The 24133-nt window shown below is 37.8% G+C and carries 24 protein-coding genes and 2 tRNA genes; 20 read left to right on the forward strand and 6 right to left on the reverse strand.

All coding sequences use genetic code 11. From position 1 onward, the window contains the following. Positions 1-16: 16 nt before the first annotated feature. Positions 17-1084, reverse strand: coding sequence for a carboxypeptidase-like regulatory domain-containing protein (locus J0A69_RS14625; protein WP_206587351.1), 1068 nt, complete (start codon positions 1082-1084; stop codon positions 17-19). A 213-nt stretch (positions 1085-1297) separates the two neighbouring features. Between J0A69_RS14625 and J0A69_RS14630 the strand changes: the two genes are divergently transcribed. The 3 genes from J0A69_RS14630 to J0A69_RS14640 all read left to right on the forward strand — a co-directional run bounded on the left by J0A69_RS14630 (position 1298) and on the right by J0A69_RS14640 (position 4069). Then, a complete protein-coding gene (locus tag J0A69_RS14630; protein WP_206587352.1) occupies positions 1298-2692 on the forward strand; it encodes a DEAD/DEAH box helicase in 1395 nt (464 codons plus the stop codon). A gap of 91 nt (positions 2693-2783) precedes the next feature. Next, positions 2784-3611 (forward strand): N-acetylmuramidase domain-containing protein, encoded by an 828-nt coding sequence (locus tag J0A69_RS14635; protein WP_206587353.1) that lies wholly within the window; start codon positions 2784-2786, stop codon positions 3609-3611. An 11-nt stretch (positions 3612-3622) separates the two neighbouring features. Next, complete coding sequence (locus J0A69_RS14640; protein WP_206587354.1) at positions 3623-4069, forward strand: DinB family protein; 447 nt, start codon at positions 3623-3625, stop codon at positions 4067-4069. Between the two features lie 48 nt (positions 4070-4117). Here J0A69_RS14640 and serA read toward each other — a convergent pair whose 3' ends face one another. After that, positions 4118-6010 carry a phosphoglycerate dehydrogenase gene (gene serA, locus J0A69_RS14645; protein WP_206587355.1) on the reverse strand — a complete coding sequence of 631 codons (1893 nt, stop codon included), beginning with the start codon at positions 6008-6010 and terminating at the stop codon, positions 4118-4120. Between the two features lie 222 nt (positions 6011-6232). Between serA and J0A69_RS14650 the strand changes: the two genes are divergently transcribed. The 3 genes from J0A69_RS14650 to J0A69_RS14660 all read left to right on the forward strand — a co-directional run bounded on the left by J0A69_RS14650 (position 6233) and on the right by J0A69_RS14660 (position 7403). After that, positions 6233-6739, forward strand: coding sequence for a DUF4920 domain-containing protein (locus J0A69_RS14650; protein WP_206587356.1), 507 nt, complete (start codon positions 6233-6235; stop codon positions 6737-6739). A 3-nt stretch (positions 6740-6742) separates the two neighbouring features. Next, a complete protein-coding gene (locus J0A69_RS14655) occupies positions 6743-6946 on the forward strand; it encodes a hypothetical protein (protein ID WP_206587357.1) in 204 nt (67 codons plus the stop codon). An 82-nt stretch (positions 6947-7028) separates the two neighbouring features. Beyond that, positions 7029-7403, forward strand: a complete 375-nt coding sequence (locus tag J0A69_RS14660; RefSeq protein ID WP_206587358.1) for a DUF983 domain-containing protein — start codon at positions 7029-7031, stop codon at positions 7401-7403. Here J0A69_RS14660 and J0A69_RS14665 read toward each other — a convergent pair. After that, on the reverse strand, positions 7400-8935 hold the full coding sequence (locus J0A69_RS14665) for a BCCT family transporter (protein ID WP_206587359.1): 1536 nt from the start codon (positions 8933-8935) through the stop codon (positions 7400-7402). The two genes, J0A69_RS14660 and J0A69_RS14665, sit on opposite strands and share 4 nt — an antisense overlap. Positions 8936-9140: 205 nt before the next feature. Between J0A69_RS14665 and J0A69_RS14670 the strand changes: the two genes are divergently transcribed. The 6 genes from J0A69_RS14670 to J0A69_RS14695 all read left to right on the forward strand — a co-directional run bounded on the left by J0A69_RS14670 (position 9141) and on the right by J0A69_RS14695 (position 15358). Continuing rightward, positions 9141-9818 carry a TetR/AcrR family transcriptional regulator gene (locus J0A69_RS14670; protein ID WP_206587360.1) on the forward strand — a complete coding sequence of 226 codons (678 nt, stop codon included), beginning with the start codon at positions 9141-9143 and terminating at the stop codon, positions 9816-9818. Further along, on the forward strand, positions 9811-11517 hold the full coding sequence (locus J0A69_RS14675; RefSeq protein WP_206587361.1) for a peptidase domain-containing ABC transporter: 1707 nt from the start codon (positions 9811-9813) through the stop codon (positions 11515-11517). The genes J0A69_RS14670 and J0A69_RS14675 overlap by 8 nt, the downstream gene beginning before the upstream one ends. Positions 11518-11520: 3 nt before the next feature. Beyond that, entirely contained in the window at positions 11521-12876 is a 1356-nt protein-coding gene (locus tag J0A69_RS14680) for an HlyD family secretion protein (protein WP_206587362.1), read from the forward strand. Then, the gene (locus J0A69_RS14685) at positions 12876-14276 is read left to right on the forward strand and encodes a TolC family protein (protein ID WP_206587363.1); all 1401 of its coding nucleotides are present in this window, start codon (positions 12876-12878) and stop codon (positions 14274-14276) included. Before J0A69_RS14680 ends, J0A69_RS14685 begins: the two co-directional genes overlap by 1 nt. A gap of 12 nt (positions 14277-14288) precedes the next feature. Continuing rightward, positions 14289-14573 carry a DUF1330 domain-containing protein gene (locus J0A69_RS14690; protein ID WP_206587364.1) on the forward strand — a complete coding sequence of 95 codons (285 nt, stop codon included), beginning with the start codon at positions 14289-14291 and terminating at the stop codon, positions 14571-14573. Positions 14574-14707: 134 nt separating this feature from the next. Next, on the forward strand, positions 14708-15358 hold the full coding sequence (locus J0A69_RS14695) for a hypothetical protein (RefSeq protein ID WP_206587365.1): 651 nt from the start codon (positions 14708-14710) through the stop codon (positions 15356-15358). A gap of 54 nt (positions 15359-15412) precedes the next feature. Here the strand turns inward: J0A69_RS14695 and J0A69_RS14700 are convergent, their stop codons facing one another. Continuing rightward, on the reverse strand, positions 15413-17047 hold the full coding sequence (locus tag J0A69_RS14700) for a UxaA family hydrolase (protein WP_206587366.1): 1635 nt from the start codon (positions 17045-17047) through the stop codon (positions 15413-15415). Positions 17048-17105: 58 nt separating this feature from the next. Here J0A69_RS14700 and J0A69_RS14705 point away from each other — a divergent pair, with 58 nt between their 5' ends. Both J0A69_RS14705 and J0A69_RS14710 read left to right on the forward strand, forming a co-directional pair. Further along, positions 17106-18098, forward strand: a complete 993-nt coding sequence (locus J0A69_RS14705; protein ID WP_206587367.1) for a sugar kinase — start codon at positions 17106-17108, stop codon at positions 18096-18098. A gap of 1 nt (position 18099) precedes the next feature. Continuing rightward, positions 18100-18759 carry a beta/alpha barrel domain-containing protein gene (locus J0A69_RS14710; protein ID WP_206587368.1) on the forward strand — a complete coding sequence of 220 codons (660 nt, stop codon included), beginning with the start codon at positions 18100-18102 and terminating at the stop codon, positions 18757-18759. A 34-nt stretch (positions 18760-18793) separates the two neighbouring features. On the opposite strand, the gene J0A69_RS14715 is transcribed toward J0A69_RS14710, so the two are convergent. Further along, the gene (locus J0A69_RS14715) at positions 18794-19429 is read right to left on the reverse strand and encodes a peroxiredoxin (protein WP_206587369.1); all 636 of its coding nucleotides are present in this window, start codon (positions 19427-19429) and stop codon (positions 18794-18796) included. 213 nt (positions 19430-19642) lie between these two features. On the opposite strand from J0A69_RS14715, the gene J0A69_RS14720 reads away from it, so the two are divergent. From J0A69_RS14720 to J0A69_RS14735, 4 genes are read left to right on the forward strand one after another with little or no spacing between them, the layout of a single operon-like run. Next, positions 19643-20251: a TIGR04282 family arsenosugar biosynthesis glycosyltransferase gene (locus tag J0A69_RS14720; RefSeq protein WP_206587370.1), complete on the forward strand. Its 609-nt coding sequence runs from the start codon at positions 19643-19645 to the stop codon at positions 20249-20251. Between the two features lie 41 nt (positions 20252-20292). Beyond that, positions 20293-20919 (forward strand): DUF6134 family protein, encoded by a 627-nt coding sequence (locus tag J0A69_RS14725; protein WP_206587371.1) that lies wholly within the window; start codon positions 20293-20295, stop codon positions 20917-20919. Continuing rightward, positions 20912-21619, forward strand: coding sequence for a TIGR04283 family arsenosugar biosynthesis glycosyltransferase (locus J0A69_RS14730; RefSeq protein ID WP_206587372.1), 708 nt, complete (start codon positions 20912-20914; stop codon positions 21617-21619). The genes J0A69_RS14725 and J0A69_RS14730 overlap by 8 nt, the downstream gene beginning before the upstream one ends. 12 nt (positions 21620-21631) lie before the next feature. Then, positions 21632-22693: a VOC family protein gene (locus J0A69_RS14735; RefSeq protein WP_206587373.1), complete on the forward strand. Its 1062-nt coding sequence runs from the start codon at positions 21632-21634 to the stop codon at positions 22691-22693. On the opposite strand, the gene gap is transcribed toward J0A69_RS14735, so the two are convergent. Beyond that, positions 22694-23704 (reverse strand): type I glyceraldehyde-3-phosphate dehydrogenase, encoded by a 1011-nt coding sequence (gene gap, locus J0A69_RS14740; protein ID WP_206587374.1) that lies wholly within the window; start codon positions 23702-23704, stop codon positions 22694-22696. It abuts the gene before it with no gap. A 191-nt stretch (positions 23705-23895) separates the two neighbouring features. Here gap and J0A69_RS14745 point away from each other — a divergent pair. Both J0A69_RS14745 and J0A69_RS14750 read left to right on the forward strand, forming a co-directional pair. Beyond that, positions 23896-23967 (forward strand) — tRNA-Glu (locus J0A69_RS14745). A 54-nt stretch (positions 23968-24021) separates the two neighbouring features. Next, positions 24022-24093: transfer RNA gene (locus J0A69_RS14750), tRNA-Glu, on the forward strand. The last annotated feature ends 40 nt before the right edge of the window (positions 24094-24133 follow it).

Raw genomic sequence — 24133 nt, forward strand, 5'->3', positions numbered from 1 at the left:
GATTGGTTTGGTGGTATTAATCAGTTTCATCCAGTAATTGGCTCATGATAGGCCTAAATCCAGGAAATTGAGAATTGTAATGGGTAAATAACTGGAACAGTCCACTGGGATCTTTTAGGTCTATTCCATTCTTTTCTGCATAATCAGACATGTCCTCTGCTTGGTCTCCAAAAACTGCAAAGATCTTTTTTCTACTTGTTGGCATTTGAATTACATTTTTTCCTTCAAGGAAATAATAGACATTTCGCTTGATGATCTGATCATTTCTATTTCCAACCATCAAAGCTGTATTATAATTGGATTCCTTAAAAACAGCCATGGTCCTTCTCATCAAGGGTAATTCTCCATCTACCAGCACCTCGAAAAACCCAGCAATTGGAGAACCTTCATCTTTAAAATCCATTCCGTTGACAAAATACCTAGGTACTTTATAAGTGGAATCCACCCACACAAAATTCTGGATCCGAAGCCCTGGCATCACGGAAACCAAGTTGTTTTCAGGTTCCATGATTTCAAACATGTTAGATATGATATTATACCTGACACGGAATCCTTCCAATAATTCCTGATCTCTATAAAGGAGGAGAGAGGCTGTATTCCATTTTTGATCCAAGTAATTGTTGCCTTCTACTTTTTTGGCTTCAGGAGCAATTCCATAGACAGTATTCCCAATCATATTTGGCCTGTCATTGAATAAATTAGTGATGTTATTTGCCCGGATGGTTTTCTGTAATGCTGCCCCGGAACCTTCAGCTCCAAACTTAACCAAGTACAAATCTCCAAGATCTATATCTTCTGAAAGCCGGACAACCTTTTCTAGTTTGTTGTAACCAGGAAAGCTTAATATCAAGTTATACTTATCTCCCAAGACTTTTTCTATCGCGAAATTCCCTCCGGAACTGGAGACTTCTCCAAACGCCGTTCCTCTTAAGGTAACACTAACACCGTCCAGGTATTCTTTTGATTCAGAATCGACTACTCTTCCTTTGATCTGAAAAGTTTGAGCTGCTACAGCAAAAGAAAGAAAGGTGAGAATAGGGATGAATAACACCCTCAAGAAAATAAGTGACTTAAGATGATTCATAATTTGCCCTTAATTAATAACGATAGATTAGTAATATAACCTAATTGATGTAAGGATTCTAATTTACGAATGGATACTGTCATTAACTTAAAATGGGAATGATAAATTGGCTAAAAAGCTATTTTTTGGGTTTCTGCTTTATTATGGGCTATATTTGGTAAACATGTTGTAATTCAACAAGTTTTTTTACAAACTAGAAAATCACACCAAGCATTGGATTTCTCCTCTTTTAACTTTGAACCTTCGCTCCAGGAAGGACTTGATGCAATGGGTTACGAACAACCCACTCCAATCCAAGAAAAAGCCATACCAGTCATACTAGAGAATAAGGATTTAATCGCCTGTGCACAAACAGGCACAGGCAAAACTGCCGCGTTTATTCTTCCAGTATTGAATAAAATTTCCAAATCAGGAACAGGAAAATTAGACACTCTGGTTTTGGCACCAACTCGTGAATTAGCAATACAAATTGATCAGCAAATTCAGGGCTTTTCATATTTCCTTGGGGTCAGCTCAATTCCAATTTATGGAGGAGGAGACGGTATCGTATGGGAGCAACAAAAGAAAGCCTTAGAAACCGGGGCTGAAATTGTAGTTGCTACTCCAGGCCGATTGATAGCTCTACTTGCAGGTGGTAAAATTGACTTAAGTTCTTTGAACCATCTTATTCTTGATGAGGCAGATCGAATGATGGACATGGGATTCTCTGATGATATTCTGAAAATTGTGAATTACCTACCGAAGGACAGACAGACAATCTTATTCTCGGCTACAATGCCTTCAAAAATCCGTCAGTTCAGTATGAAAATCCTGAACAAGCCGGAAGAGATTTCTATCGCAATCGGTAAAACAGCAGAAGGAGTCACTCAATCCATGTTTTCTGTTCACGATGGACAAAAGGAGGAATTGGTACGTCATATTCTTTCTCAGAAACAATATGAGGCAGTAATCATTTTTTGCTCTACTAAAGAGAAAGTAAAAGGGCTTTACAAAGTACTTCGAAAGCAATTTGAAATTGAAGCTTTCCACTCGGACCTAGAGCAAGTAGATCGTGAAAAGATCATGTCTGCTTTCAAAAATAAAGCAGTTAAAATCCTGATCGGCACAGATATTATTTCCAGAGGGATTGATGTGGTCGGAATAGAATTAGTCATCAATTTTGATACACCAAGTGATCCTGAAGATTATGTTCACCGAGTAGGTCGAACAGCCAGAGCAGATAAAGAAGGAGAGGCTATCACTTTTGTCAACCAAAAGGATCAGCAGAAATTTGCGAGAATAGAGAAACTTATTGGAATGGAAATAACCAGAAATCCAATGCCAGAAGGATTTGAACCAGGACCAGTTTACCTAGGAGAAAAATCAAAATCAGGCCATGGCGGTGGTAATCATTCTGGTGGATTCAAGAAAAAAGGAAATTCCAATAATTCGGGTAAAAAGAAAAAATTCCCTCCTAGACAAAAAGCAGAGGGAAGCCAATCTTCTCCAAACACATCATCTAATCCACCAGCTGAAAAGCCGAAAGCAAAATCAAGCGAACCTCAGACTTCTAATACCGAGTCTTCTAAACCAAGCAAATACGGACAGAGGAAGAACGTAATTGATTAAATCTAAAGGCTTTTCATAAGGGAGCATTTGTATTGTTATTCTAAAGTACTTCAGGTAAATTGAAGTACTTTTTATTTTTAAAACTAAGGCAATGCAATATATCCGGTATAAATCTACAGGATCCTCCGTTTCATTTTTACAGGAGCTATTAGGAGCACTTGGGTATGAAGTCCCCAATTCAGGTTATTTTGACCTGATCACTGATGCAGCCGTAAGAGATTTTCAACTCAAAAATAATTTAGTGGTAGATGGGGAAGTAGATGTAAAAACTTGGACAGTTCTTCTGGTTAAAACAAATCCAGGGGATGCATTCGGAGATAAATTTTTGGGAGAGCAAGATTTAATAGACTTTGCTGAAACATATCAATTAGAGCTTCCTGCGGTCAAAGCTGTAAATGAGGTAGAAAGCAGTGGAAAAGGTTTTTTAATTGATGGAAGGCCTAAAATTTTATTTGAAGGACATGTCTTTTGGAGAAAGCTCAAAAGTATGGGAATCAAGCCTGAGGACTTGTCAACCCCAATTAATGAGAGCGTTTTATATCCCAAATGGACTAAAAAGTACTATTTATCTGGTACGAGGGAATATGAAAGATTGGAACTTGCCTTATCAATTTCAGATGATCCGAGATTGAAAGAAGCTGTACTTGGATCGGCTTCTTGGGGTAGCTTTCAAATCATGGGATACCATGCCACCAATTTAGGATATAGCAGCGTTTCAACTTTTGTGGAAGAAATGAAAGTACATGAAAGAAACCATCTTCAGGCTTTCGGCAGATTTATTAAATTCTATGGTTGTCTGGCCTTTTTAAAATCCCTTGAATGGGCAAAATTCGCCAAATGCTATAATGGTTCGGCTTTTGCAGAAAATAAATACGATTTAAAACTGGCGAAAGCCTATTCAAAATATTCACTCATTTAACTTAGAAAATTATGCTACTAAGTGAATTAATTGTTCTATTCGAACGAGACCTAGACCGACTATACAAAGAGATTGAACAATATTCAAGCGAAGAAATACTTTGGAGTACCAGCCATCAAATCAGTAATCCTGCTGGTAACCTTTGTCTTCATCTTTTAGGAAATCTTCAAGCATTCGTTGGGCACGAACTTGGAGGATTTGATTATACACGAGATCGAGAGTTTGAATTTGCTGGAAAAGATGTTCCAAAAGCTCAATTGCTGGATGATATCAAAAAAGTAAAAAGAATAATGGTTAGCAGTTTAGAAGGAATGGATGAAAGTATCCTGACAAAAAATTACCCAAAAGAAGTTTTTGGTAAACCTATGAGTAACGAGTACTTCCTGATCCATTTATACGGACATTTCAATTACCATCTTGGTCAGATCAATTATCACAGAAGATTATTACATCCTTAAGCTTATAAAAGAAAAAGGCTGTCTTGGAATGAGACAGCCTTTAATTTTTTAATATAAGGTTCTAAACCTGATCGTGCCCGGAATAGATTTCAAAGCATCTATGGCATCTGGTGAATAAGCCTTATTGATATCAGTAATTACATAGCCGATTTTCTCATTGGTCTTCAAGTATTGACCCACGATGTTTATTTCATAATTAGCCAAAACTTGGTTGATTTTTGCCAATACACCCGGCTCATTTAAGTGTATGTGGATCAATCTATGAGCATCATGTAAGAAAGGCAACTGAATATTCGGGAAATTCACTGAATTGTAAGTGTTTCCAGTATTGATGTATTCCATGATTTTACCCGGAACAAATCGAGCGATATTCTCCTGAGCTTCCAAAGTACTTCCACCAATATGAGGAGTCAAAATCGTATTTGGCAAGCCAATCAAATCAGAAACAAAAGGTTCAGAGTTGTTTTTAGGTTCTTCAGGGAAGACATCAACAGCACAACCTGCCAAGTGACCTGATAAAATTGCTTCTTTCAAAGCAGAAATTTCCACAACATGGCCACGGCTCAAATTGACAAGGATCGCACCTTTTTTCATTTTGGCGATCTTTTGCTTGTCGATCAGGTTTTTGTTGTCTTTTCTTCCGTCCACATGAAGCGAAATCATGTCGCAAGTACTCAATAATTCATCCAAGGAATTAAGCTTGGTTGCATTTCCTAAGGCAAGTCTCTCGATGACATCATAGTAAAAGACATTCATACCCATATTTTCAGCCAAAACTGAAAGCTGTGCACCGATATTGCCGTAGCCTACAATTCCTAGTTTCTTACCTCTTACTTCAAAGCTACCTGTAGCAGATTTATCCCATTTTCCCTGATGCATTGCCACAGATTTATCTGCGAAATTTCTCATTAGGAAGATGATTTCGGCAATAGCCATTTCCACAACAGATCTTGTATTGCTGAAAGGAGCATTAAAAACTGCAATACCCTTTTCCTGGCAAGTTTCCAGGTCAATTTGGTTGGTTCCAATACAAAACGCACCGATTGAAATCAATCTGTTAGCATTTTCAAGGACCTTTTTAGTAACATTTGTTTTAGAGCGAATACCTAGGATAGAGACGTTTTTGATTTTCTCGCAAAGCTCTTCTTCATTCATGGCAGAGCTAACGACTTCCACATCGTAGCCTTCTTCCTTGAGAAGTTCCACCCCGATAGGATGTACATTTTCAAGCAATAAAACCTTGATTCTGCTTTTTGGGTAAGAGAATTTTGTATTCAAGTTGTTGATGTATAAGATTTCGTCCAAACTAGGAGCGATGTGGTCGGCTTGACTGGTTACTCTTGGTCTCGATACATTTTCTGTGAAGGCATAAAATTTATTTGCAAGACCTGAGGCTTTGATTTCATAATCGGTATAGCCATCTCCAATCACATAAATATCACCTTCCAGATTGATTCGCTTGATAGTTTCTGCTTTTCCATTGTTTGAGGAGAGTGGGTTTTCACGATTGAAGTCTACTATTTTTCCATTGGAATCATAGACAAACTCGTTTGCAAAAACATTTTCCTTTTTGATTCCATAATCTCCCACGATAGGGATAATGAAATCCTTGAAACCATTTGAAATGATAAAAATGTCTTCGGCATTATCTTGCAAAAACTCCTTATTTCTCTCGAATGATTTAGAAACTTTTCGTTTCAAAGCGGTAATGAGGTCATCGATTTGATTTTGAGTAGCCTGAAGGATCTCAATTCTTTTTTCAAGGCTTTCGCGGAATGTAAGCGAACCTTCCATTCCTTTGTCAGTAATGTCTTTGATAGCCTGAAGTTTACTATCTCTTTCCGGATCATTTTCCAGGCTTATTTCACCTAGAATATCCAACGCTTCCACCTGAGTGAAAGTACTGTCAAAATCAATGATAAATTTTTTGGTTTGAGGCATGAGCAGGGTCGATTTTAAGATCAGGCAGTAAAATTACAGTATTGTTAAAAAATCGGAAGCTTTATTGAAAAAATTGTTTCCTTTTGTTTTTCGAATAAATTTTATCGCAAAATTATTTCTTTTCAAAACTCTATTTGGTAAAGAAGTTTAATTTAGAAATGATCTCTAATTATTTTCACTGCAAGGCACAAAATCCTATTTTTGAATATAAAATTCGATGTTATGAAAAGAATCATATCCTTTATAGCCGTTACTGGTACCATACTTTCAATTGCTTGTAGTTCTCCAACTCAAGTAGATGAGAATGCCTCAACAACTGCTCAAGATACTGTAGCAGGAAATTACGGCGCAGAAGTGAAAGAGCTAAATATCACACCTACAACAGAAATGGTTGCTTTTGTTCAGGAGAATGGAAGTTTTGAAGGGAAAATTGCCGGTGAAATCAAAGAAGTCTGCAGTAGTAAAGGTTGCTGGCTGACCATGGATCTTCCAGACGGAAGCAGCATGCGTGTGACCTTTAAAGATTATGAATTCTTTGTTCCCAAAAATTCCCAAGGCTTTCCAATTATTTTGGATGGTGTGGCCACACTTACTGAAACAGATGTAAAAACCTTGCAGCATTACGCCAAAGACGAAGGAAAATCTGATGAAGAAGTGGCAAAAATCACGGAACCAAAGAGAGAAATCACTTTCGAAGCAGTAGGGGTAAAAATTAAAAACAAAGCCTAATTCATGGCCATTGCACTTGACAATTTAAGGGTTGGCCGAGTTTACAGGCTCGTCAACCAAGGGGAAGTAAGAAAGCTTCAGATTATTGATCGATTAAGTGGAGACAACTTTAAAGTGAAAGACTTGGATACGCTTGAGTTCTATACCATCTTCGAACTTCTCCAATGGGGAAAAGGAAAAGATTACGATTTAGACGAATTAAGATAAAAAGGACCTAGTGTCCTTTTTTTATGTGACAGAAAGCACAGTTCCTTAAGCTGTGAATTCTAACTTTGGATAAAAATTTGGAATGAGTAAGAAAAGTGGATTTCAGGCAATGTTAGGAGCAAAATGCCCCCAATGCAGAGAGGGTAAATTGTTTTCAGTTTCTCCGTTTAGCTTCAGAAAAATATCTGATATCAATCATTCTTGCCCTGTTTGCCAAGCGAATCTATACCCCGAACCCGATTTTTATTATGGGGCGATGTATATCAGTTATGCTTTTTCTGTGGCATTAGTGATCACAGCTTTGACTGCAATCAACATTCTGATTCCTGAACCCAAATTATGGATGTACCTGACTACTGTTTTTGTGGGTAATCTTTTACTCTTTCCAGCAATGCTTCGCTATTCCAAAGTTCTTTATCTCTATGGCCTAGGTAAATTAAAATACAGAGGGCATTAAGGTTTCAAGTATTTTGAAGGGGAAGCTAATACCAAAATAAGGCTCACAGATACCAGCAAAAGGAAGAAGAGGGCTGGTAAACCTCCAATTACAGATAGCATCCGCACACCATCAATCCCTGAAAATGTGATCATGATCCAAGCTAAAAAAGCGATCAAAGTACCCCATAATATTTTCAGGTTTGTGTCGGATTTGAAAGGATCATCATTTGCTCTTTTCATACTCAGGCTTGCCAATGCATCGGTACTTGAGTCAGCCGCCGTTACGTAGGAGATAAAAATAGCCAAAATGTAAAGTTGGGCGAAGAGCTTAAAATGGCCCATGTCTTCGAAAACCTGGTAGATAATAGATTCGGGACCAGATACCTCAAACAAGTTTTTATAAAAATCCGGCTTCAGAATAGCAAAATCCAGCGTTGTCCCTCCGAAGATTCCCATCCAGATCAGACAAAATAAAGCAGGCAACAACCAGTTGAAAAGAAGAAATTCACGCACTGTTCTTCCTAATGCTATTTTCCCGAGAAATAAAGCTGTAACCGGGGCCCATGCCATCCACATTGCCAAATTGAATGTAGACCAATCAAAAGTCCATTGATTTCCTGCGCCATTAAGCTGTAAACTCAGATCAAAGAAATTCACGAAATAGGATTGGAAAGAGCTGGAAAGTGAATTGATGATGCTGGATTTTTCTCCTAAGACAATGAATAGAATGGCAATGAGGAAAAAGAAAAACAAGTTGATCAAGGACAGGTTTTTGATGCCTTTTTCGATGCCTGTAGTCGAGGAAATCACAAATGTCAAAAGGATAATCAGAATTATAAATCCAGAAGCCAAATCAGCATTCCAAGATGGAAAGAAATTTAAAAAACCACCTGAGAGACTTAAAACTCCAGCACCTAATGAGGCTGCCATTCCTGCAGCGAGGGCAAATAAACTCACTCCGTCGATTAATCTAATTGCAAACTGAGAAGGCTTGGATCCGAGGATCGGAAGTAAGCTTAGGCTGAGTGAAAAATTAGATTTACGCGAATAAAAGATCAATGCAAAAGTCAAGGCTGGTATGGCATAGATAGCATAGGGTGTGAATCCCCAATGATAAAAAAGCGCACCTAAAGCAAAATTTGCTGCTCTGTCAGACTGTGGAGAAAGTTCTTTAAAAGTTGGAGGATATAAAAAATGGGAGAGGGGCTCGGCACTTCCCCAGAATAAAATGCCTGTTGCAATGGTAGTGCACAACACTATTGCAAACCAACTAAGTCTATTTAATCTTGGTTTGGCTTCTTTTCCACCTATTTTCCAACTCCCAAGTGGGGACAGAAAAACAAAAATGGCGAGAAGAGTCATTAAAAATGAAAGCCAGCTAAAACCGATACTGAAGTTTGTAAGGATGAAATTTTGAACTTTCTGAAAAAGCGAGATAAAAGAATCAGGGGAAGCAATACTTAAGAAGACTGCAAAAATCAAAAGTCCAAATGGAGGCCAGAAAACCCAATTTCTGATATTGAACTGTAAGAATTCTTTTCTTAATCCCATGTTTTTGAAGATAATCTATTCTACTTTAAAATCTCTTTTTCAAAAATATTTTGTTGAACAGCATAGAGTTATTCTACTGATAATTAATAATTTATATTCAAAGAATGGATTCCTGACAAGATAGTCAGTGAATATTACTAACAAAAGCATGGGTTATACTAAACAAACTCAATTTTATCCCGTTTAGTTGACAAGAATAATTTTTATGGAAACTATATTAAGGAAATTAAAAGTAGAGGTAAATGATAAACTCTATTTAAAAGAACCTTACAGTTCTGAATTGGGTTTAGCCATTTTAAAAACTGGTTCAAAGTTATTGCTAGAACTGGGAATGGAACAATTTACTTTCAAAAAGCTGGCTCAACAAATTAATGGAACGGAACCAGCCATTTATCGGTATTTTGAGAATAAACATAAGTTTTTACTCTATTTGACAGCTTGGTATTGGACTTGGCTAGAGCATAATTTAGTTTTTGCCACAGCTAACTTAGCAGATCCCAAGGAGCGTTTGAAAGTAGCGCTGCAATTACTTGTGGAAGGTCCTATTTTGACAAAAAACGAGATTTTGGATCCTACGCATTTAAAAGAAATAGTAATCAATGAATCACTCAAAGGTTATTTGACCAAGAGTGTGGATTTGGAGCATAGGAGTGGGGTTTTCGGTCAACTTTACGCTTTTAGTGATCGGATTTCAAAAATCGTTTCTGAAATAAATCCAGAATATAAATACCCAAAAACATTGGTATCTACTGTTTTAGAAGCTAGCTTATTACAGTCATTTAATTCCAAACATCTACCTGGAATGACTGAATCATCTTTAGATCAGGAAGGTAGACTTGAATTCTTTCATCACATGGTCATGAAAACAATTATCAATGAATAGTATAGGATCAATGACTCCCCTCAAACGATTTTTCAACCTACTCAAAGAGGAGAAAAGTCAGGTATATGGCATTTATTTCTATGCCATCTTGAATGGAATGGTAGCACTTTCACTTCCTTTGGGAATTCAAGCCATCTTGAATTTCATCTTGGGAGGTAGAATTACCACTTCTTGGATTTTGCTGGTTGTTGTGGTAGGTATAGGGGTTGCCTTTGGTGGATTTCTCCAGATTTCCCAATTGCAAATCACGGAAAAACTTCAGCAAAGGATTTTTTCCAAAGCGGGGTTATCCTTGGCCTATCGATTACCGCGAGTGAAAACTGAAATCCTACATGGTGAATATGGTCCAGAAATCGTTAACCGATTTTTTGATACCGTCAATCTTCAAAAAGGAATTTCAAAGCTTTTGGTTGACTTTACCACAGCTTTGTTGCAGATGATTTTTGGATTGCTTTTGCTTTCCTTTTATCATCCAACTTTCATTTTGTTTGGTTTAGGTCTTTTCTTGATTCTATCTCTTATCTTCTATTTTACCAGTCCAAAGGGTATGGAGACGGCTTTGAAAGAGTCCACTTACAAATATCAAACTGCTTTTTGGCTCCAAGAAATCGGAAGGACACTGAATACTTTTAAGCTAGTAGGAAACACCCGATTGCCAATTCTGAGAGCTGATAAATTAATCCAACGCTATGTGGATTTTAGAACCAAGCATTTCGCAGTTTTGATCTTCCAATACAAAATCATGATTGGTTTCAAGGTTTTGATTGTAACCAGCTTATTGGTCGCAGGAAGTCTTTTATTAATCAATGAGCAAATCAGTATCGGTCAATTCGTTGCGGCTGAGGTTATCATTATTTTGGTAGTAAACTCCGTAGAAAAAGTTATTCTTTCCCTCGAAACTGTTTATGACACCCTAGTTGCTGTAGAGAAATTGGGAGTAGTGATGGATCTGGAAATGGAGAGAAGTGAAGGAACTGATAAAGTCGTGGTTTCAAAACCTGATGGATTGAAGTTTGAAATGCAGAACTTGATTTTTCAACCTCAGGATGTGGTTTCGCCGATCTTAAAAGGAATTAACCTGACTATAGAGCCTGGGCAAAAGATCGCAGTAACAGGAAAGAGCGGAAGTGGGAAAAGCGCATTATTGGCCCTTTTCTCTGGCTTATATGAGGAATACCAAGGTAAAGTTTTGATCAATGATTTATCCATGGAGATGATCCATTTGGAAAAATTCAGGGCTATGGTGGGAGATTGTTTAGAATTTGGGGAGATTTTCCAAGGTACAATCAGGGAAAATATCACCGTAGGACGAGATGTGAACCCTAGTCAATTAGAATATATACTGGATCTGGTAGGTTTAAAGGATTACATATTTCAACAACCGGATGATTTGGAAACTGAACTTCAACCAGAAGGAAAAGGACTCTCCAGATCTTTGGCACAAAGTATTTTATTAGCCAGAAGTCTAGTTGGCAACCCAAAAGCAATCGTAATGGAAAATGCTTTGAGGTACGTCCTTCCGGAAGTAAGAGATCGATTGGTGGATTACCTCATGAAAGGAAACTGGACTTTGTTGATTATCACGGATGATCAGAAAATCCTGGAAAAAGTGGATAATATCCTTTTGCTGAACGATGGAAATATTAAACTCCAAGGTTCATACGATGAATATTTAAAAGTAACTGGAAAGAAAGATTAAGCCATGCTCAATATTTCAGTAAATAAAATCAAAGATAAAATCCCTTTTAGCGGCGCTAAAAGTCTGATGATGACCTTGCCTGAAAAGGAAAGCCAAAAGCGAATTAGGCTTTTGTTTTGGTTGATTGGTATCGTCTTTATCTCATTGTTTCTTCCTTGGACTCAGACAATTCGGTCCAAAGGGTATGTGACGGCTTTGAGACCAGAGCAGCGGGCACAGACTATCCATTCCGTAATCGCGGGAAGGATAGAAGATTGGTATGTAGCAGAAGGTGCATTTGTGAGCAGAGGTGATACGATATTAAGGATCTCGGAAGTGAAAGATGAATATTTTGATTCGCTCTTACTTCCTAGAACACAAATGCAGGTGGATGCAAAAGCACTTTCTGCTGAAGCCTACAAAGAAAAGGTTGGTGCTCTTCAGGCTCAATTGCAAGCATTGAGAGAAAATAATGTTTTGAAAATCCAACAGGCTGAGAATAAACTCAAAATGGCGGAATTGAAGGTTCAGTCAGACAGTATCAAATTCCAGCAAGCAAAAGTCAATTTTGATATTGGTAAACAACAGTTGGATAGAGCCGAACAATTATATGCTGAAGGCTTAAGGTCTTTGACAGATTTAGAATCCAGAAGGTTGAAGTTTCAAGATGTGCAGGCCAAATTATTATCTGTTGAAAACGATTATCTCATCAGTCAAAATGAGATGATTACAGCCAGAATTGAGCTGAATACAATTGATAATGAGTTTAGAGATAAAATGGCCAAAACCCGTTCTGAGATTTACACGGCCATGTCATCTCAATATGATGCAGAAGCTACCACCACAAAATTAGAGAATCAATATTCCAATTATGAGGCCAGAACAGGCTTCAGATATATCCTAGCGCCACAAAATGGTTACATAGCCAAAACCATTCAAGTGGGTATCGGGGAGACGATCAAGGAAGGAGAGCAAATTCTTAATATCATTCCTTCTGATGCTGATTTGGCAGTAGAGATGTACGTTCAACCGGTGGATTTGCCTTTGATTAAAATTGGAAATAGAGTTCGCTTTATTTTCGATGGCTGGCCAGCAATTGTGTTCTCGGGATGGCCTAAAATTTCCAATGGTACCTTCGGAGGAATTGTAGTGGCTATTGATCAACATGCTGGATCAAATAACCAATACCGAGTTCTGGTAAAAGAGGATCCTGAGGAAGTTCCTTGGCCTGAACTACTTAAAATCGGTTCTGGTGCCGATGGAATTGCTTTATTGAATGATGTGCCTGTTTGGTACGAACTCTGGAGACAACTTAATGGGTTCCCAGCGGATTTCTATACCCGTGATGAAAAAGAAGCGGCAGCGGAAAAGAAGAAATAATGAGATCAATAATTTTCACCATACTTCTTGGCCTTTCCTTTTTTCCTGCTTTCTCTCAAGAAGGTGACACATTGAAATACGACACCTTTATGGATTGGGTCATTAATTATCATCCTGTAGCCACTCAGGCAGATATTGTATTGACCATGGGAGAAATGGAAGTGCGAACTGCTCGAGGCGGATTTGATCCCTTGATTTATGGAAACCTCGACAAAAAATCCTACAGTGAAACCATCTATTACGATAAAAGAGAAGCAGGAATAAGCATTCCTACCTGGGCAGGGATTGAGTTGAATGGTTCTTTTGAGCAAAATTCTGGCTACTACCTAAATCCGGAAAGTACCGTTCCTAGTGATGGTCTCTTTTCTGCAGGTGCTGCAGTTAATTTAGGGCAGGGTTTGATTTTGGACCAGCGTAGAGCAGCATTGAGACAAGCTCAATTATACCAGCAGTCTACAGCTTCTGAAAAGAGACAATTGTTGAACAGTTTATACTTGCAAGCAACGGATATGTATTGGAGATGGTCTTTGGCTTTCACCAATCAGGAAATTCTCAAAGAAGCGGTAGAGCGAGCTGAAATTAGATTTAGGGGGGTAAAGGCAAGCTTAAAATTCGGGGATGTGGCTGCTATTGACACAGTAGAAGCTTTCTCCCAACTTTTAAATAGACAGTATAAACTACAGGCTGCACAAAACACTCTTTTCACAGTAACTCAGGAATTGAATACTTATTTATGGGATGAAGAAGGTAAACCTATAAATATCAACGAAACCATTATGCCAGAGATGCTGACACTAGACTTTAATTCTATTGTTAATGAGGCGGAATTGAGGACCATGGTTGAATCTCATCCAGAATTGCAAATCGCAGATTTTGAGTTGGAAAGCCTGGATGTAGAAAAGCGGCTAAAAGCTCAGCAGATTATTCCAGTAGTCAAGTTGAAATATAATTTTCTGTCGGGAAGCATCAATGATTTTAATGAAGCAGGATTCTATGAAAATAATTACAAATGGGGGCTTTCAGTTTACACTCCTTTGTTTTTACGAAAATCAAGAGGATCGCTGGGAATGGCAAAAGCGAAGATAGATTTCAAGCAAAATTCAAGAGATATCAAAGAAATTCAACTTCGAACGAAACTTGAAAGTGAATTAAATAACATAGAGAATTTAAATCAGCAGATTCGAACTTTTGAGCAAAATGTGAACAATTTGGAAATCTTATTGAGAGGAGAAATGAGAAGGTTTGAAATAGGGGAGAGTAGCCTATTTTTGGTAAATGCCAGAGAATTATCATTATTCGATTCAAGGCTAACGCTGAATGAATTAATTACCAAAAGGAAAGTCGCATATGCCAAGTCAAGGTATGCTGCAGGTTTGGGATTTGAACAAATTACACCTTAAAATCAATAAGTTATGCCTGCTTTTGTCATTGTAGAAGTAGATATCCATGATCAGGAAATGTATGATGCCTATAAAAAACTTACTCCTGAATCCATTGCTGATTTTGGAGGAAAGTTTGTAATCCGCGGCAATCCAGTTCATGTGTTGGAAGGCACATGGGATCATGATCGTTTTGTGATGCTGGAATTCAAGGATAAAGAGACTGCAGAAAAATGGTATTATTCTGAGAAATATACAAAGGCGAGAGAAATTCGATCAAAAGCAGCCTCAGCCAAATTTTTTATTATAGAAATTTAATTTTTGGCATTTTTATTGGTATGAACTACATATTACTAGTTGTTTAGAGTCTGATTCATCTGTTTACACCCATTTCAGAATCTAAAAAACAGTAAGAAAAATATGTTTATACCCGCAACCAATCTTAAATAAATATGAAAAAATCAATGATGTCCAAGTTGGGCTTAATGAGTCTTGCTGGATCATTCTTACTAGTTTCTTGCGTAGAATCTATCGAAGAAACTACACTTACTCAACAGATCGAAAAAGTAGAGGCAATCCAAACACCTACAGAAAGTACTGATCTGAATGCACGAAAAACTGTTGAAAGAAATTACTTCGAAAGGTTTACAAATCAGTTAGGTCAAGTGGATGAATTAGGAAATGCAATAACGCATATTCCAGCATATTTTCCTGGAACGGGAGTTGGTACTTCTACGCATATGGGTAAAGCAATGACTTTTCTAAATCAATATGCTCCTCTGGAACAGGGTGGAGCAGTAACTTATGGTAGACCTGTAACACAGTTTTTTGCTAAAGAATTAGCGGAAATTGGTTTAACCGAAATACCTGCACAGGTTAGTTCATTAACTACTGATGGGAAAGGAAATTCAGTTTGGTTTGAAAACATCAAAAATATTGTAACTCCTGCTTCGGAAACAAGATTGGACTTTGTTGCTGAAGTAAAAATTATAGGAGGAACTGGAAAGTTTGAAAATGCAAGTGGTACAGCGACAGTGACTGGATATTTCAATCCAAAAACTGGAATTGGTATGAGTACTATTTCCGGTAGAATAGAATTTTAATCACCCTTTTTATTAAAGTAAAAGAGCGACCCATTTGGGCCGCTCTTTTTTTATTTATAAGGAGACTCCTCTTTTCCAAGGAATAAAATCATAATTCTTTTTCTCATCAGCCTTGGTAGTTACTTTTCCTGATGCAACTTGGATAATCAGATTTAATAGTTTGTCCCCTGAACTCTCAATTGTTTCTTCCCCTGAAATAATACCTCCAGTATTAAAATCAATGATATCCGGCATCCTGCTGGCTAGTTTATCGTTCGTTGCTACTTTGATTACTGGACAAACTGGATTTCCAGTAGGTGTCCCTAAACCAGTAGAAAACAAGATGATATTGGCACCACTGCCCGCCAAACCGGTCGTACTTTCCACATCATTTCCCGGTGTACAAAGCAAATTAAGGCCTGGGGTTTTGATATATTCCGTGTAATCCAAAACATCAGAAACGGGAGCAGTACCACCTTTTTTCGCAGCTCCGCAAGACTTTATAGCATCAGTTAATAGACCATCTTTAATATTCCCTGGACTCGGGTTCATATCAAAGCCACTTCCCACATTTTCTGCTGCCTTAGCATATTCATCCATAAGTCTAATGAATTTCTGAGCCACCTCAGAGGTGACACATCTATCAATCAGTGGTTGCTCGGCTCCACAGAGTTCAGGGAATTCGGATAAAATAGCAGCACCTCCCAAAGCAACTACCAAGTCAGATACCTGTCCTAATGTTGGATTTGCAGAGATACCGGAAAAACCATCTGAACCGCCACATTCTAAACCGATGACCAGTTTTGATAGGGGAGCTTCAGTTCTGCTTATTTTATTTGCCTCGACTAAGCCTGCAAAAGTTTCTCGGATTGCCTTTTGGATTAATTTATCGGTAGTGCCTTCCTGTTGCTGCTCGCAAATTACAACTGGTTTTGCCGAACCTTTTTGAATTTGATCCAAACGTGCCAGAAGGGTAGAAACCTCAGCGTTCTGGCAACCTAAACTTAAAACTGTCGCACCAGCAACATTTGGATGATTGATATATCCAGCAAGTAAATTGCACAAGGTTTCTGAATCCCTGCGTGTACCTCCGCAACCACCACTATGGGTTAAAAATCTAATACCATCTATGTTATCAAAAACCTTGGATTCCGGCATTGCATATTCTTCCGAAAGCGATTCCGTAAATTTTTCTTTTTGGTAGGATGCTACAAGGCTTCTAACCTGCATTTCATAAGGATTCACCACTCCAAAGCCTAAGGCTTTTTCAAAGGCATCCTGAAGTAATTTAACGTTTGTATTTTCACAAAATACCATAGGTAAAACAATCCAATAATTGGCTGTTCCTACCTGACCATCAGCACGTTGATAACCTAAAAAAGTCTTATTTTCCCATCGGTTTACATCAGGTTTTTTCCACTCATAGGAGCTTTTTACTTCTTTAAATTCCCTGATTTTATGTTTGATATTGGCGAGTGTAATAGGTTCCCCAAGCTTAATATTTTGAGTGGATTCCCCCACAATTGTCCCATACATCAAGATATCTTCTCCGGCAGAAAAGTCATATAAAGCAAACTTATGTTTCGCTGATACATCACTGGATATCAATCCTTTATATCCATTCAATTCAAAAGATTCTCCAGCCTTTAAATCTGTCAATGCCACCCCAACATTATCTTGAGGATCTAAACAAAGAGCTTTGTTTATCATGTCTTAATTTGCTTAACTTAGTTTTCCAGCAATGAAATTATAGAAAATTAATTCTTCAATGAAAAAAATTGTTTCTATTGGCGAAGTTATGCTTCGTCTTTCCCCTCCATCCAATGAGCGGTTTTTCCAGACCAAACAACTTGAATTGGAATTTGGAGGTTCTGAAGCAAATGTGGGTGCTGCCTTGGCATTTTGGAACAATCATGTCATCCACCTCACGGCGTTTCCAGATCATGAATTAGGTTTAGCAGCCACTGCAACACTTCGCAGAAATGGTATCGACACATCTTTTATCCAGCATTATCCCGGAAGGCTAGGTGTCTATTTTTTAGAGCAAGGTGCTATGCATCGAAGTTCAAAAATCATTTATGACAGAGCAGGATCTGCATTTACAAAGATTGACATGAAAACCTTCGATTGGGATAAAATCCTGGACAAAGTGGATGCCTTGCATTGGTCAGGGATAACTCCAGCTTTATCTCAAGAATGTGCTGATTTTACTTTTCATGCTTTGAAAGAAGCCAATAAACGAGGGATCACCATTTTTGGGGATTTGAACTATCGGAGCAACTTGTGGAATTTTGGTAAAAAACCACATGAAATCATGCCTGAACTTTTGTCTTTTACAAATGTGATGATCGCTAGTACCCGTGATTTCAACAATTGCTTGAATGAGCAATATCAAAATTTTGAATCTGCTAAAAGTCATGTTTTTGAGCGTTTTCCGAACCTTAAATATATCACGAAAACCAATCGAGAATCTGTCAGTTCATCGCACAATAAGATCTCGGCAAGTTTGATTTCAAAAGAAAATGAATATTTCTCCAGAGAATATGATTTGACACATATTGTAGATAGAGTGGGTACAGGTGATGCTTTTGCAGGAGGGCTTATTCATGGTTTACTGCATCATGATCCACAATATGCTATCGAATTTGGAATGGCTGCAGGAGCCTTGAAACACAGTGTTCCGGGCGATGTATTATTATGTTCAAAGGAAGAAATCGAAGAAATTGTCGCTGGGGAAGCGATAGGAAAAATCAAAAGATAAGATGAGAAACCCAACACCGTTTATTAAAAGAATGTATGGGGCAGGAGTGATGCCCATATTTTTCAATCCTGACGAAAGCAAATGCTTGAAAATGCTGGAAATGGCCTATGAGGGAGGCGTAAGAGTAATTGAAATGGTGGATCGAGGTGCTGAAGCCAAGTCTATTTTCCCGGCAATTAGAAAGGCAGCTGATCAGATGCCAGATTTATATTTAGGAGTAGGGACAATATATCATCCTGCGCAAGCTGAAGTTTTTCTGGACATGGGTGCAGAATTTATTGTAGCCCCTGTGATGAACCCAAAGCTAGGTGAATATTGTAAAAACCTGGATATCCCTTGGATTCCTGGATGTGGAAGTGTTTCAGAAGTGTTTTTCGCACAGGAATTAGGAGCTGAATTAGTCAAAATTTATCCTGCCAATATTCTTGGAGCTGAATTCGTCAAAGCTGTTCATGCCGTTCTTCCAAACATAGAACTAATACCTACTGGCGGAGTTGAACCGACAGCAGAGAGCTTATCTTATTGGTTTGACTCAGGAGTTTGCTGTGTAGGAATGGGATCCCAACTTTTTAGAAAAGACCTGATTCAGAAAGGTGATTTCGAAAAGATCAAAGAGATGATTCAAACGACCATGGATCTCATTGATTCCATTAAAAAATAAGAAAGGCGGGATTTTATTTTCCCGCCTTTCGCTTTTATAAATCCGGTTGTGGAGTCGTTCGTAGATAAGGTTTAATAACCTTATGACCTTTCGGAAATTTTCCAGGAATATCCTCCGTCTTAATAGCAGGAGCAATGACCACATCTTCTCCATGTTTCCAGTTGGCTGGTGTAGCAACTGAATAGTTTGCCGTCAATTGTAACGAATCTATTACTCGAAGCAGTTCGTCAAAATTTCTTCCTGTGCTGGCTGGATAAGTAATGATCAGCTTGATTTTCTTATCGCTACCAATTACAAAGACAGATCGAACCGTAAAATTCTCATTTGAGTTTGGATGGATCATGTCATATAGGTTGGCAATTTTTCGATCTTCATCTGCAATAATCGGAAAATTGACTTCCGTTTGCTGAGTCTCATTTATATCTGAAATCCACCCCTTATGGCTTTCCAGGCCATCCACACTCAGTGCCATTACCTTGGTATTTCTTTTAGCAAACTCATTTTTAAGCTTAGCTACAGTACCAAGCTCTGTAGTACAAACCGGTGTGTAATCTGCTGGGTGAGAAAACAAAATACCCCAACCGTCACCTAAGTATTCGTAAAAATCGATTTTTCCTTCAGATGTTTCGGCTGTAAAATTTGGTGCCACATCTCCTAGTCTTAAAGTCATTCTATTATTATTTAAAGTCTATTGTTTTACTAGGGAATTGAACGGTTCAAATGTCAAACAGTTTACCTTTTGTCCATTTTTATCTGGATTTTCGGAATCATTCCTTAGAATTAATCCAAGTTACTGATTGAAACCGTAAATTACATCAGACTTAAGTTTAGGAAGAGTTTAACAATGTGTTAAATGACTTTAGAAAATTAGAAAACATTTCGAATGCAAAGAGGTATTATCATTTTTCAAAAAAATGCCGAGTTAGGAAAGGTTAAAACCCGGCTTGCCGAGACAATGGGCAAGCAAGAAGCTTTGGAGATTTATCAAATCCTAGTGAACTACACACATCAAAATGTCCAACAAGTTCCCTATAAAAAGCTTTTATATTTCTCAGAATTTTTGGAAAAATCAACTGAATGGGAAAATGAATTCTATTCTCACAAACTTCAAATTGCTGGAAATTTAGGTGTGAAAATGGCTAATGCCTTTCAAACTGAATTTGAAAACGGATTTAATCAATTAGTAATTATTGGTACTGATTGCCCTGAAATCAATCCTGAAATCATTGAAGAAGCTTTTGAGAAGTTAACAAAAGTAGATGTTGTGCTAGGTCCTGCAACAGATGGAGGATATTATCTTTTGGGCATGAATCAGTTTATTTCTGGGCTTTTTAAAGATATTCCTTGGAGTAGTGAAGTGGTATTGGCAGCAACCAAAAACTTCTTAGTTTCCAATGGTATCACTTTTGATATGCTACCTTTACTTTCTGATGTTGACTACCAAGAAGACTGGGAAAAAGTAAAAGAAAGATTATTGAAGACTCAGGAATAATTCCTCACATGGAATTTTATTGTATATCCAGATTTAACTACATGATTCTAAAGTTTTTATTTTCAATAGTTTATATTTTTTTATTTGTTTCACTATTTGCTTTGAGCAATGCTCAAACGCAGAATAATAAGACAATCCAAAAATATGATATAGTCGTTGCTGGCTTTAGAATTGGAGGAATGACGGCAGAAAAAACCACGACTGGTTCTGAGATAAATTATGAGATAAACAGTTTGGTTGAGTTTTGGTTTTTTGGAAAAGTGCATGTGGAATTTTTACAAAAAGCAGATTATAAAGCTGGCCAATTAGTTGAAGCTTATACCCATTCCAATTCCAACAGAGGAGATTTTGAAACCTTTGTAAAATGGGAAGGAGATCATTACGAGGTGGATGCCACAACTTATAAGTTTGAAAACAAGAAGCCTATCAATCAAAAAGTCTATTCCAGTCCAGCAAAGCTTTATTTCAATGAACCCAAAGATGGAGATATTTTAATGTCAGAGAATTTTGGGATGTTGACAAAAGTAAAAGAAGAAAAATCCGGGGTGTATGCTATTGACGTAAATGGAAACACTAATACATTTTATTATGAAAATGGAGTTTTACAGAAAGTTGTCTTGGAAAACTCCATTAAAAATTATGTAATCCGGCTTGCTCAAGATGATTAAACAGTCTATTTCGGTTATTATTCCAACTTATAATGAGGCTTCTAATATTAAAATCCTAATCCCCTTGATTTGGGAATTGAGTGAAGGAAAAGTAGAAGAAATTTTAGTAATCGATGGAAATAGTACTGATGAGACTGTTGAACTAGCCAAATCCTTAGGTGCAAAAGTCTTTGTATGCCCAAAAATGAGCCGAGCAGCTCAAATGAATCTCGGAGCTATAAATTCAACCTCCTCCATTTTTTATTTTATCCATGCGGATTCCAGACCGATCAAAGGATTTGTCCAAGATATTTTTAATAATTGCGAAAACGGGAAACTTGCTGGCTGTTACAGATATAGCTTCGATAAGGACCATTTTCTGCTAAACATCAATGCATGGTTCACCCGCTTTAATGGAATTTTTGCTGGAGGTGGCGATCAAACCCTTTATATTACAAGAAGTCTTTTTGACGAATTAGGAGGGTTTAATGAAAATTACACCATTATGGAGGATTTTGATCTGGTAAGAAGGATCAGGAAAATCTCAAAATTTCATGTAATTCCAAGAGAAATAAAGGTCTCTGCAAGGAAATATGAAGTAAATGGATGGCTAAGAGTGCAAGTTGCAAATTTGCTTGCTTTCACACTTTTTTTATTTAATTCTAATCCCAATTCGATCAAAAGTCTATATTGTAATTTATTAAATCAGCAAAAGACTTAGTAACTAGATCGAATGAGCACAGCAACCATTAATGGCATCCAGCAAGTAGGAATAGGAGTTAAAGATGCCAACGAAGCATGGAAATGGTATCGTAAGGTTTTTAAAATGGATGTTCCGATTTTTCAGGATAGTGCAGAAGCAGCATTAATGACCCGTTATACTGCGGGAAAAGTAGAAAAAAGACATGCTATTCTTGCCATGAATATGCAAGGCGGGGGAGGTTTCGAAATCTGGCAGTTTACTTCCAGAACTCCTACCGGACCTACTAAAAAGATTGCTTGGGGGGATTTAGGAATATTAGCTGTAAAGATCCGTTGCAAAAAAATCCAGGACACCTATTCCTTTATGAAGTCTGAAGGAGTCAACTTATTAAGTGAACCTTGCAAAAACCCCATAGGAGTTTGGCATTTTTACCTCAAAGATCCTTATGGGAATATTTTTGAAGTAGAAGAAAATGGTTCTTGGTTTTCGAGTAATAATGATTTAACAGGTGGGGTTTCTGGAGTTGTGATTGGTGTTACAGATACTGAAAAATCACTACCCCTATATCAAGAACATTTTCAACATACCGAGGTATTGTTTAGTGACACACAGGTTTGGGATGATTTTTCTCCTTTAGTTGAAAATGATGAAGCATTTTCTAGAGTTATTTTGCGTAGCTCAAATCAGAGAACTGGCGCTTTTGGGAAATTACTTTGTCAAACTACAATAGAATTGATTGCTGTCAAGGATTCCAAGCGTGAGAAAATCTATGATGGAAGACTTTGGGGAGACTTGGGTTTTATCCATGTATGTTTCGATGTAGATGGGATGACAAACCTTCGAACTTGCCTACAAGAAAATGGATTTCCTTTTACTGTAGATAGTAACAATGGTTTTGACATGGGCAAAGCCGCGGGCCATTTTGCCTACATTGAAGATCCAGATGGCACTTTGGTAGAAATGGTAGAAACCCATAAAATTCCAATAATGGAGAAATGGGGTTGGTATTTGAACTTGCAGAAAAGAAAAAAGGGGAAAACACTTCCAGATTTTATAGTGAAAATGCTTTCCCTGAATAGAGTAAAATCTTAATTAAGCCTTGGTGATTTTCAAAGCCAGATTTAATAAACGATTGGCATATCCTGCCTCATTATCATACCAACCGACAACTTTGACCAAATTACCTTTAGTAGAAGTCAAAGCGGCATCTATGATGCAGGAATGAGGATTACCGATGATGTCCATTGACACGATGGGGTTTTCTTCAACTTCAAGATAGCCTTTCAAATAGCCTTTACATGCGTTTGAAAAAGCCTGATTTACTTCCTCTGCACTAACTTCTCGTTTTAATTCCACGATTAGATCTGTCAAAGATCCATCAGGAACAGGGACACGCATCGCCGAAGCCTCAACTTTCCCTGCTAGATCTGGAAGCACGATATCCAAGGCTTTTCCAGCATTAGTTGTCGTAGGTATAATTGAATAAGCCGCGGCTCTAGCACGTCTTAAATCACGGTGTGGAGCATCGTGGAGATTCTGATCATTGGTATAGGAATGCACTGTAGATGCAAAACCCTTCACCAATCCAAATTCATCTTCGAGTACTTTCACCATTGGAGCCAAACAGTTTGTGGTACAGGATGCATTGGAAACTATTTTTTCCTCTCCAGTCAATATATCATCATTTACCCCTAAGACTATCATCTTTATGGAAGGATCTTGAGAAGGAGCGGAGATGATTACTTTTTTTGCACCTGCTTTCAAATGCTTTTCTGCTCCGGGTCTGTCTGTAAATCGACCAGTGCATTCGATCACTAAATCAATATCCAATTCTTTCCAAGGTAAATTTTCGGGATCAGCCTTTCCAAAAAGCTTTATTTGAGTGGAATCCACTTGTAAATGACCATTTTCCAGGGAAATTGCTGAATCTGATTTTCCATGTATGGAATCGTATTTCAGCAGATGCGCAATTGCTTCAGGCTCAGCTAAATCGTTGATTGCTATCAGGTTTAACTCTTTGTTTTCTAAGATCAATTTGGCTGTATATCTGCCGATTCTGCCAAATCCATTGATGGCTATTCTCTTTCCAGAAGGGAGATTCATGGGTATTCTTTGAATTTAAATTCAAAATTAGTCAAAAGACTCAATTTGTCAGCCCAGAAAATTTTATTCCTTTTAACTCAGGTTTTTAGCAAAAAACCAAAGAAATTTTGGAGGGTGAATTGGTATTATAATCTTAACCTTCTATATTTGCACAACCATTTGAAAAAGCAGGTTTTTCAGCGGTTTTTAATGGTCCGTTCGTCTAGGGGTTAGGACGCATCCCTTTCACGGATGAAACACGGGTTCGATTCCCGTACGGACTACAAACAGCTTATTATCAGTCGTTTAGCTGTTTAAATTTGAAATAAATACCCCATGGTCCGTTCGTCTAGGGGTTAGGACGCATCCCTTTCACGGATGAAACACGGGTTCGATTCCCGTACGGACTACAAAGACCCCAAAGCTCAATCCCCGCTTGGTCTAATTACA

The sequence above is a fragment of the Algoriphagus pacificus genome, from assembly GCF_017254845.1.
GTDB classification, from domain to species: domain Bacteria; phylum Bacteroidota; class Bacteroidia; order Cytophagales; family Cyclobacteriaceae; genus Algoriphagus; species Algoriphagus pacificus.

Bases quoted from the DNA above. Each gene is read 5' to 3' on its own strand.
- J0A69_RS14720 (WP_206587370.1), top strand. From the start codon at position 19,643: ATGCAAAGAGGTATTATCATTTTTCAAAAAAATGCCGAGTTAGGAAAG.
- J0A69_RS14730 (WP_206587372.1), top strand. From the start codon at position 20,912: ATGATTAAACAGTCTATTTCGGTTATTATTCCAACTTATAATGAGGCT.
- J0A69_RS14685 (WP_206587363.1), top strand. From the start codon at position 12,876: ATGAGATCAATAATTTTCACCATACTTCTTGGCCTTTCCTTTTTTCCT.
- J0A69_RS14650 (WP_206587356.1), top strand. From the start codon at position 6,233: ATGAAAAGAATCATATCCTTTATAGCCGTTACTGGTACCATACTTTCA.
- J0A69_RS14670 (WP_206587360.1), top strand. From the start codon at position 9,141: ATGGAAACTATATTAAGGAAATTAAAAGTAGAGGTAAATGATAAACTC.
- J0A69_RS14705 (WP_206587367.1), top strand. From the start codon at position 17,106: ATGAAAAAAATTGTTTCTATTGGCGAAGTTATGCTTCGTCTTTCCCCT.
- J0A69_RS14725 (WP_206587371.1), top strand. From the start codon at position 20,293: ATGATTCTAAAGTTTTTATTTTCAATAGTTTATATTTTTTTATTTGTT.
- J0A69_RS14700 (WP_206587366.1), bottom strand. From the start codon at position 17,047: ATGATAAACAAAGCTCTTTGTTTAGATCCTCAAGATAATGTTGGGGTG.
- gap (WP_206587374.1), bottom strand. From the start codon at position 23,704: ATGAATCTCCCTTCTGGAAAGAGAATAGCCATCAATGGATTTGGCAGA.
- J0A69_RS14625 (WP_206587351.1), bottom strand. From the start codon at position 1,084: ATGAATCATCTTAAGTCACTTATTTTCTTGAGGGTGTTATTCATCCCT.
- J0A69_RS14715 (WP_206587369.1), bottom strand. From the start codon at position 19,429: ATGACTTTAAGACTAGGAGATGTGGCACCAAATTTTACAGCCGAAACA.
- J0A69_RS14710 (WP_206587368.1), top strand. From the start codon at position 18,100: ATGAGAAACCCAACACCGTTTATTAAAAGAATGTATGGGGCAGGAGTG.
- J0A69_RS14665 (WP_206587359.1), bottom strand. From the start codon at position 8,935: ATGGGATTAAGAAAAGAATTCTTACAGTTCAATATCAGAAATTGGGTT.
- J0A69_RS14695 (WP_206587365.1), top strand. From the start codon at position 14,708: ATGAAAAAATCAATGATGTCCAAGTTGGGCTTAATGAGTCTTGCTGGA.
- J0A69_RS14735 (WP_206587373.1), top strand. From the start codon at position 21,632: ATGAGCACAGCAACCATTAATGGCATCCAGCAAGTAGGAATAGGAGTT.
- J0A69_RS14675 (WP_206587361.1), top strand. From the start codon at position 9,811: ATGAATAGTATAGGATCAATGACTCCCCTCAAACGATTTTTCAACCTA.
- serA (WP_206587355.1), bottom strand. From the start codon at position 6,010: ATGCCTCAAACCAAAAAATTTATCATTGATTTTGACAGTACTTTCACT.
- J0A69_RS14655 (WP_206587357.1), top strand. From the start codon at position 6,743: ATGGCCATTGCACTTGACAATTTAAGGGTTGGCCGAGTTTACAGGCTC.
- J0A69_RS14635 (WP_206587353.1), top strand. From the start codon at position 2,784: ATGCAATATATCCGGTATAAATCTACAGGATCCTCCGTTTCATTTTTA.
- J0A69_RS14680 (WP_206587362.1), top strand. From the start codon at position 11,521: ATGCTCAATATTTCAGTAAATAAAATCAAAGATAAAATCCCTTTTAGC.
- J0A69_RS14660 (WP_206587358.1), top strand. From the start codon at position 7,029: ATGAGTAAGAAAAGTGGATTTCAGGCAATGTTAGGAGCAAAATGCCCC.
- J0A69_RS14640 (WP_206587354.1), top strand. From the start codon at position 3,623: ATGCTACTAAGTGAATTAATTGTTCTATTCGAACGAGACCTAGACCGA.
- J0A69_RS14690 (WP_206587364.1), top strand. From the start codon at position 14,289: ATGCCTGCTTTTGTCATTGTAGAAGTAGATATCCATGATCAGGAAATG.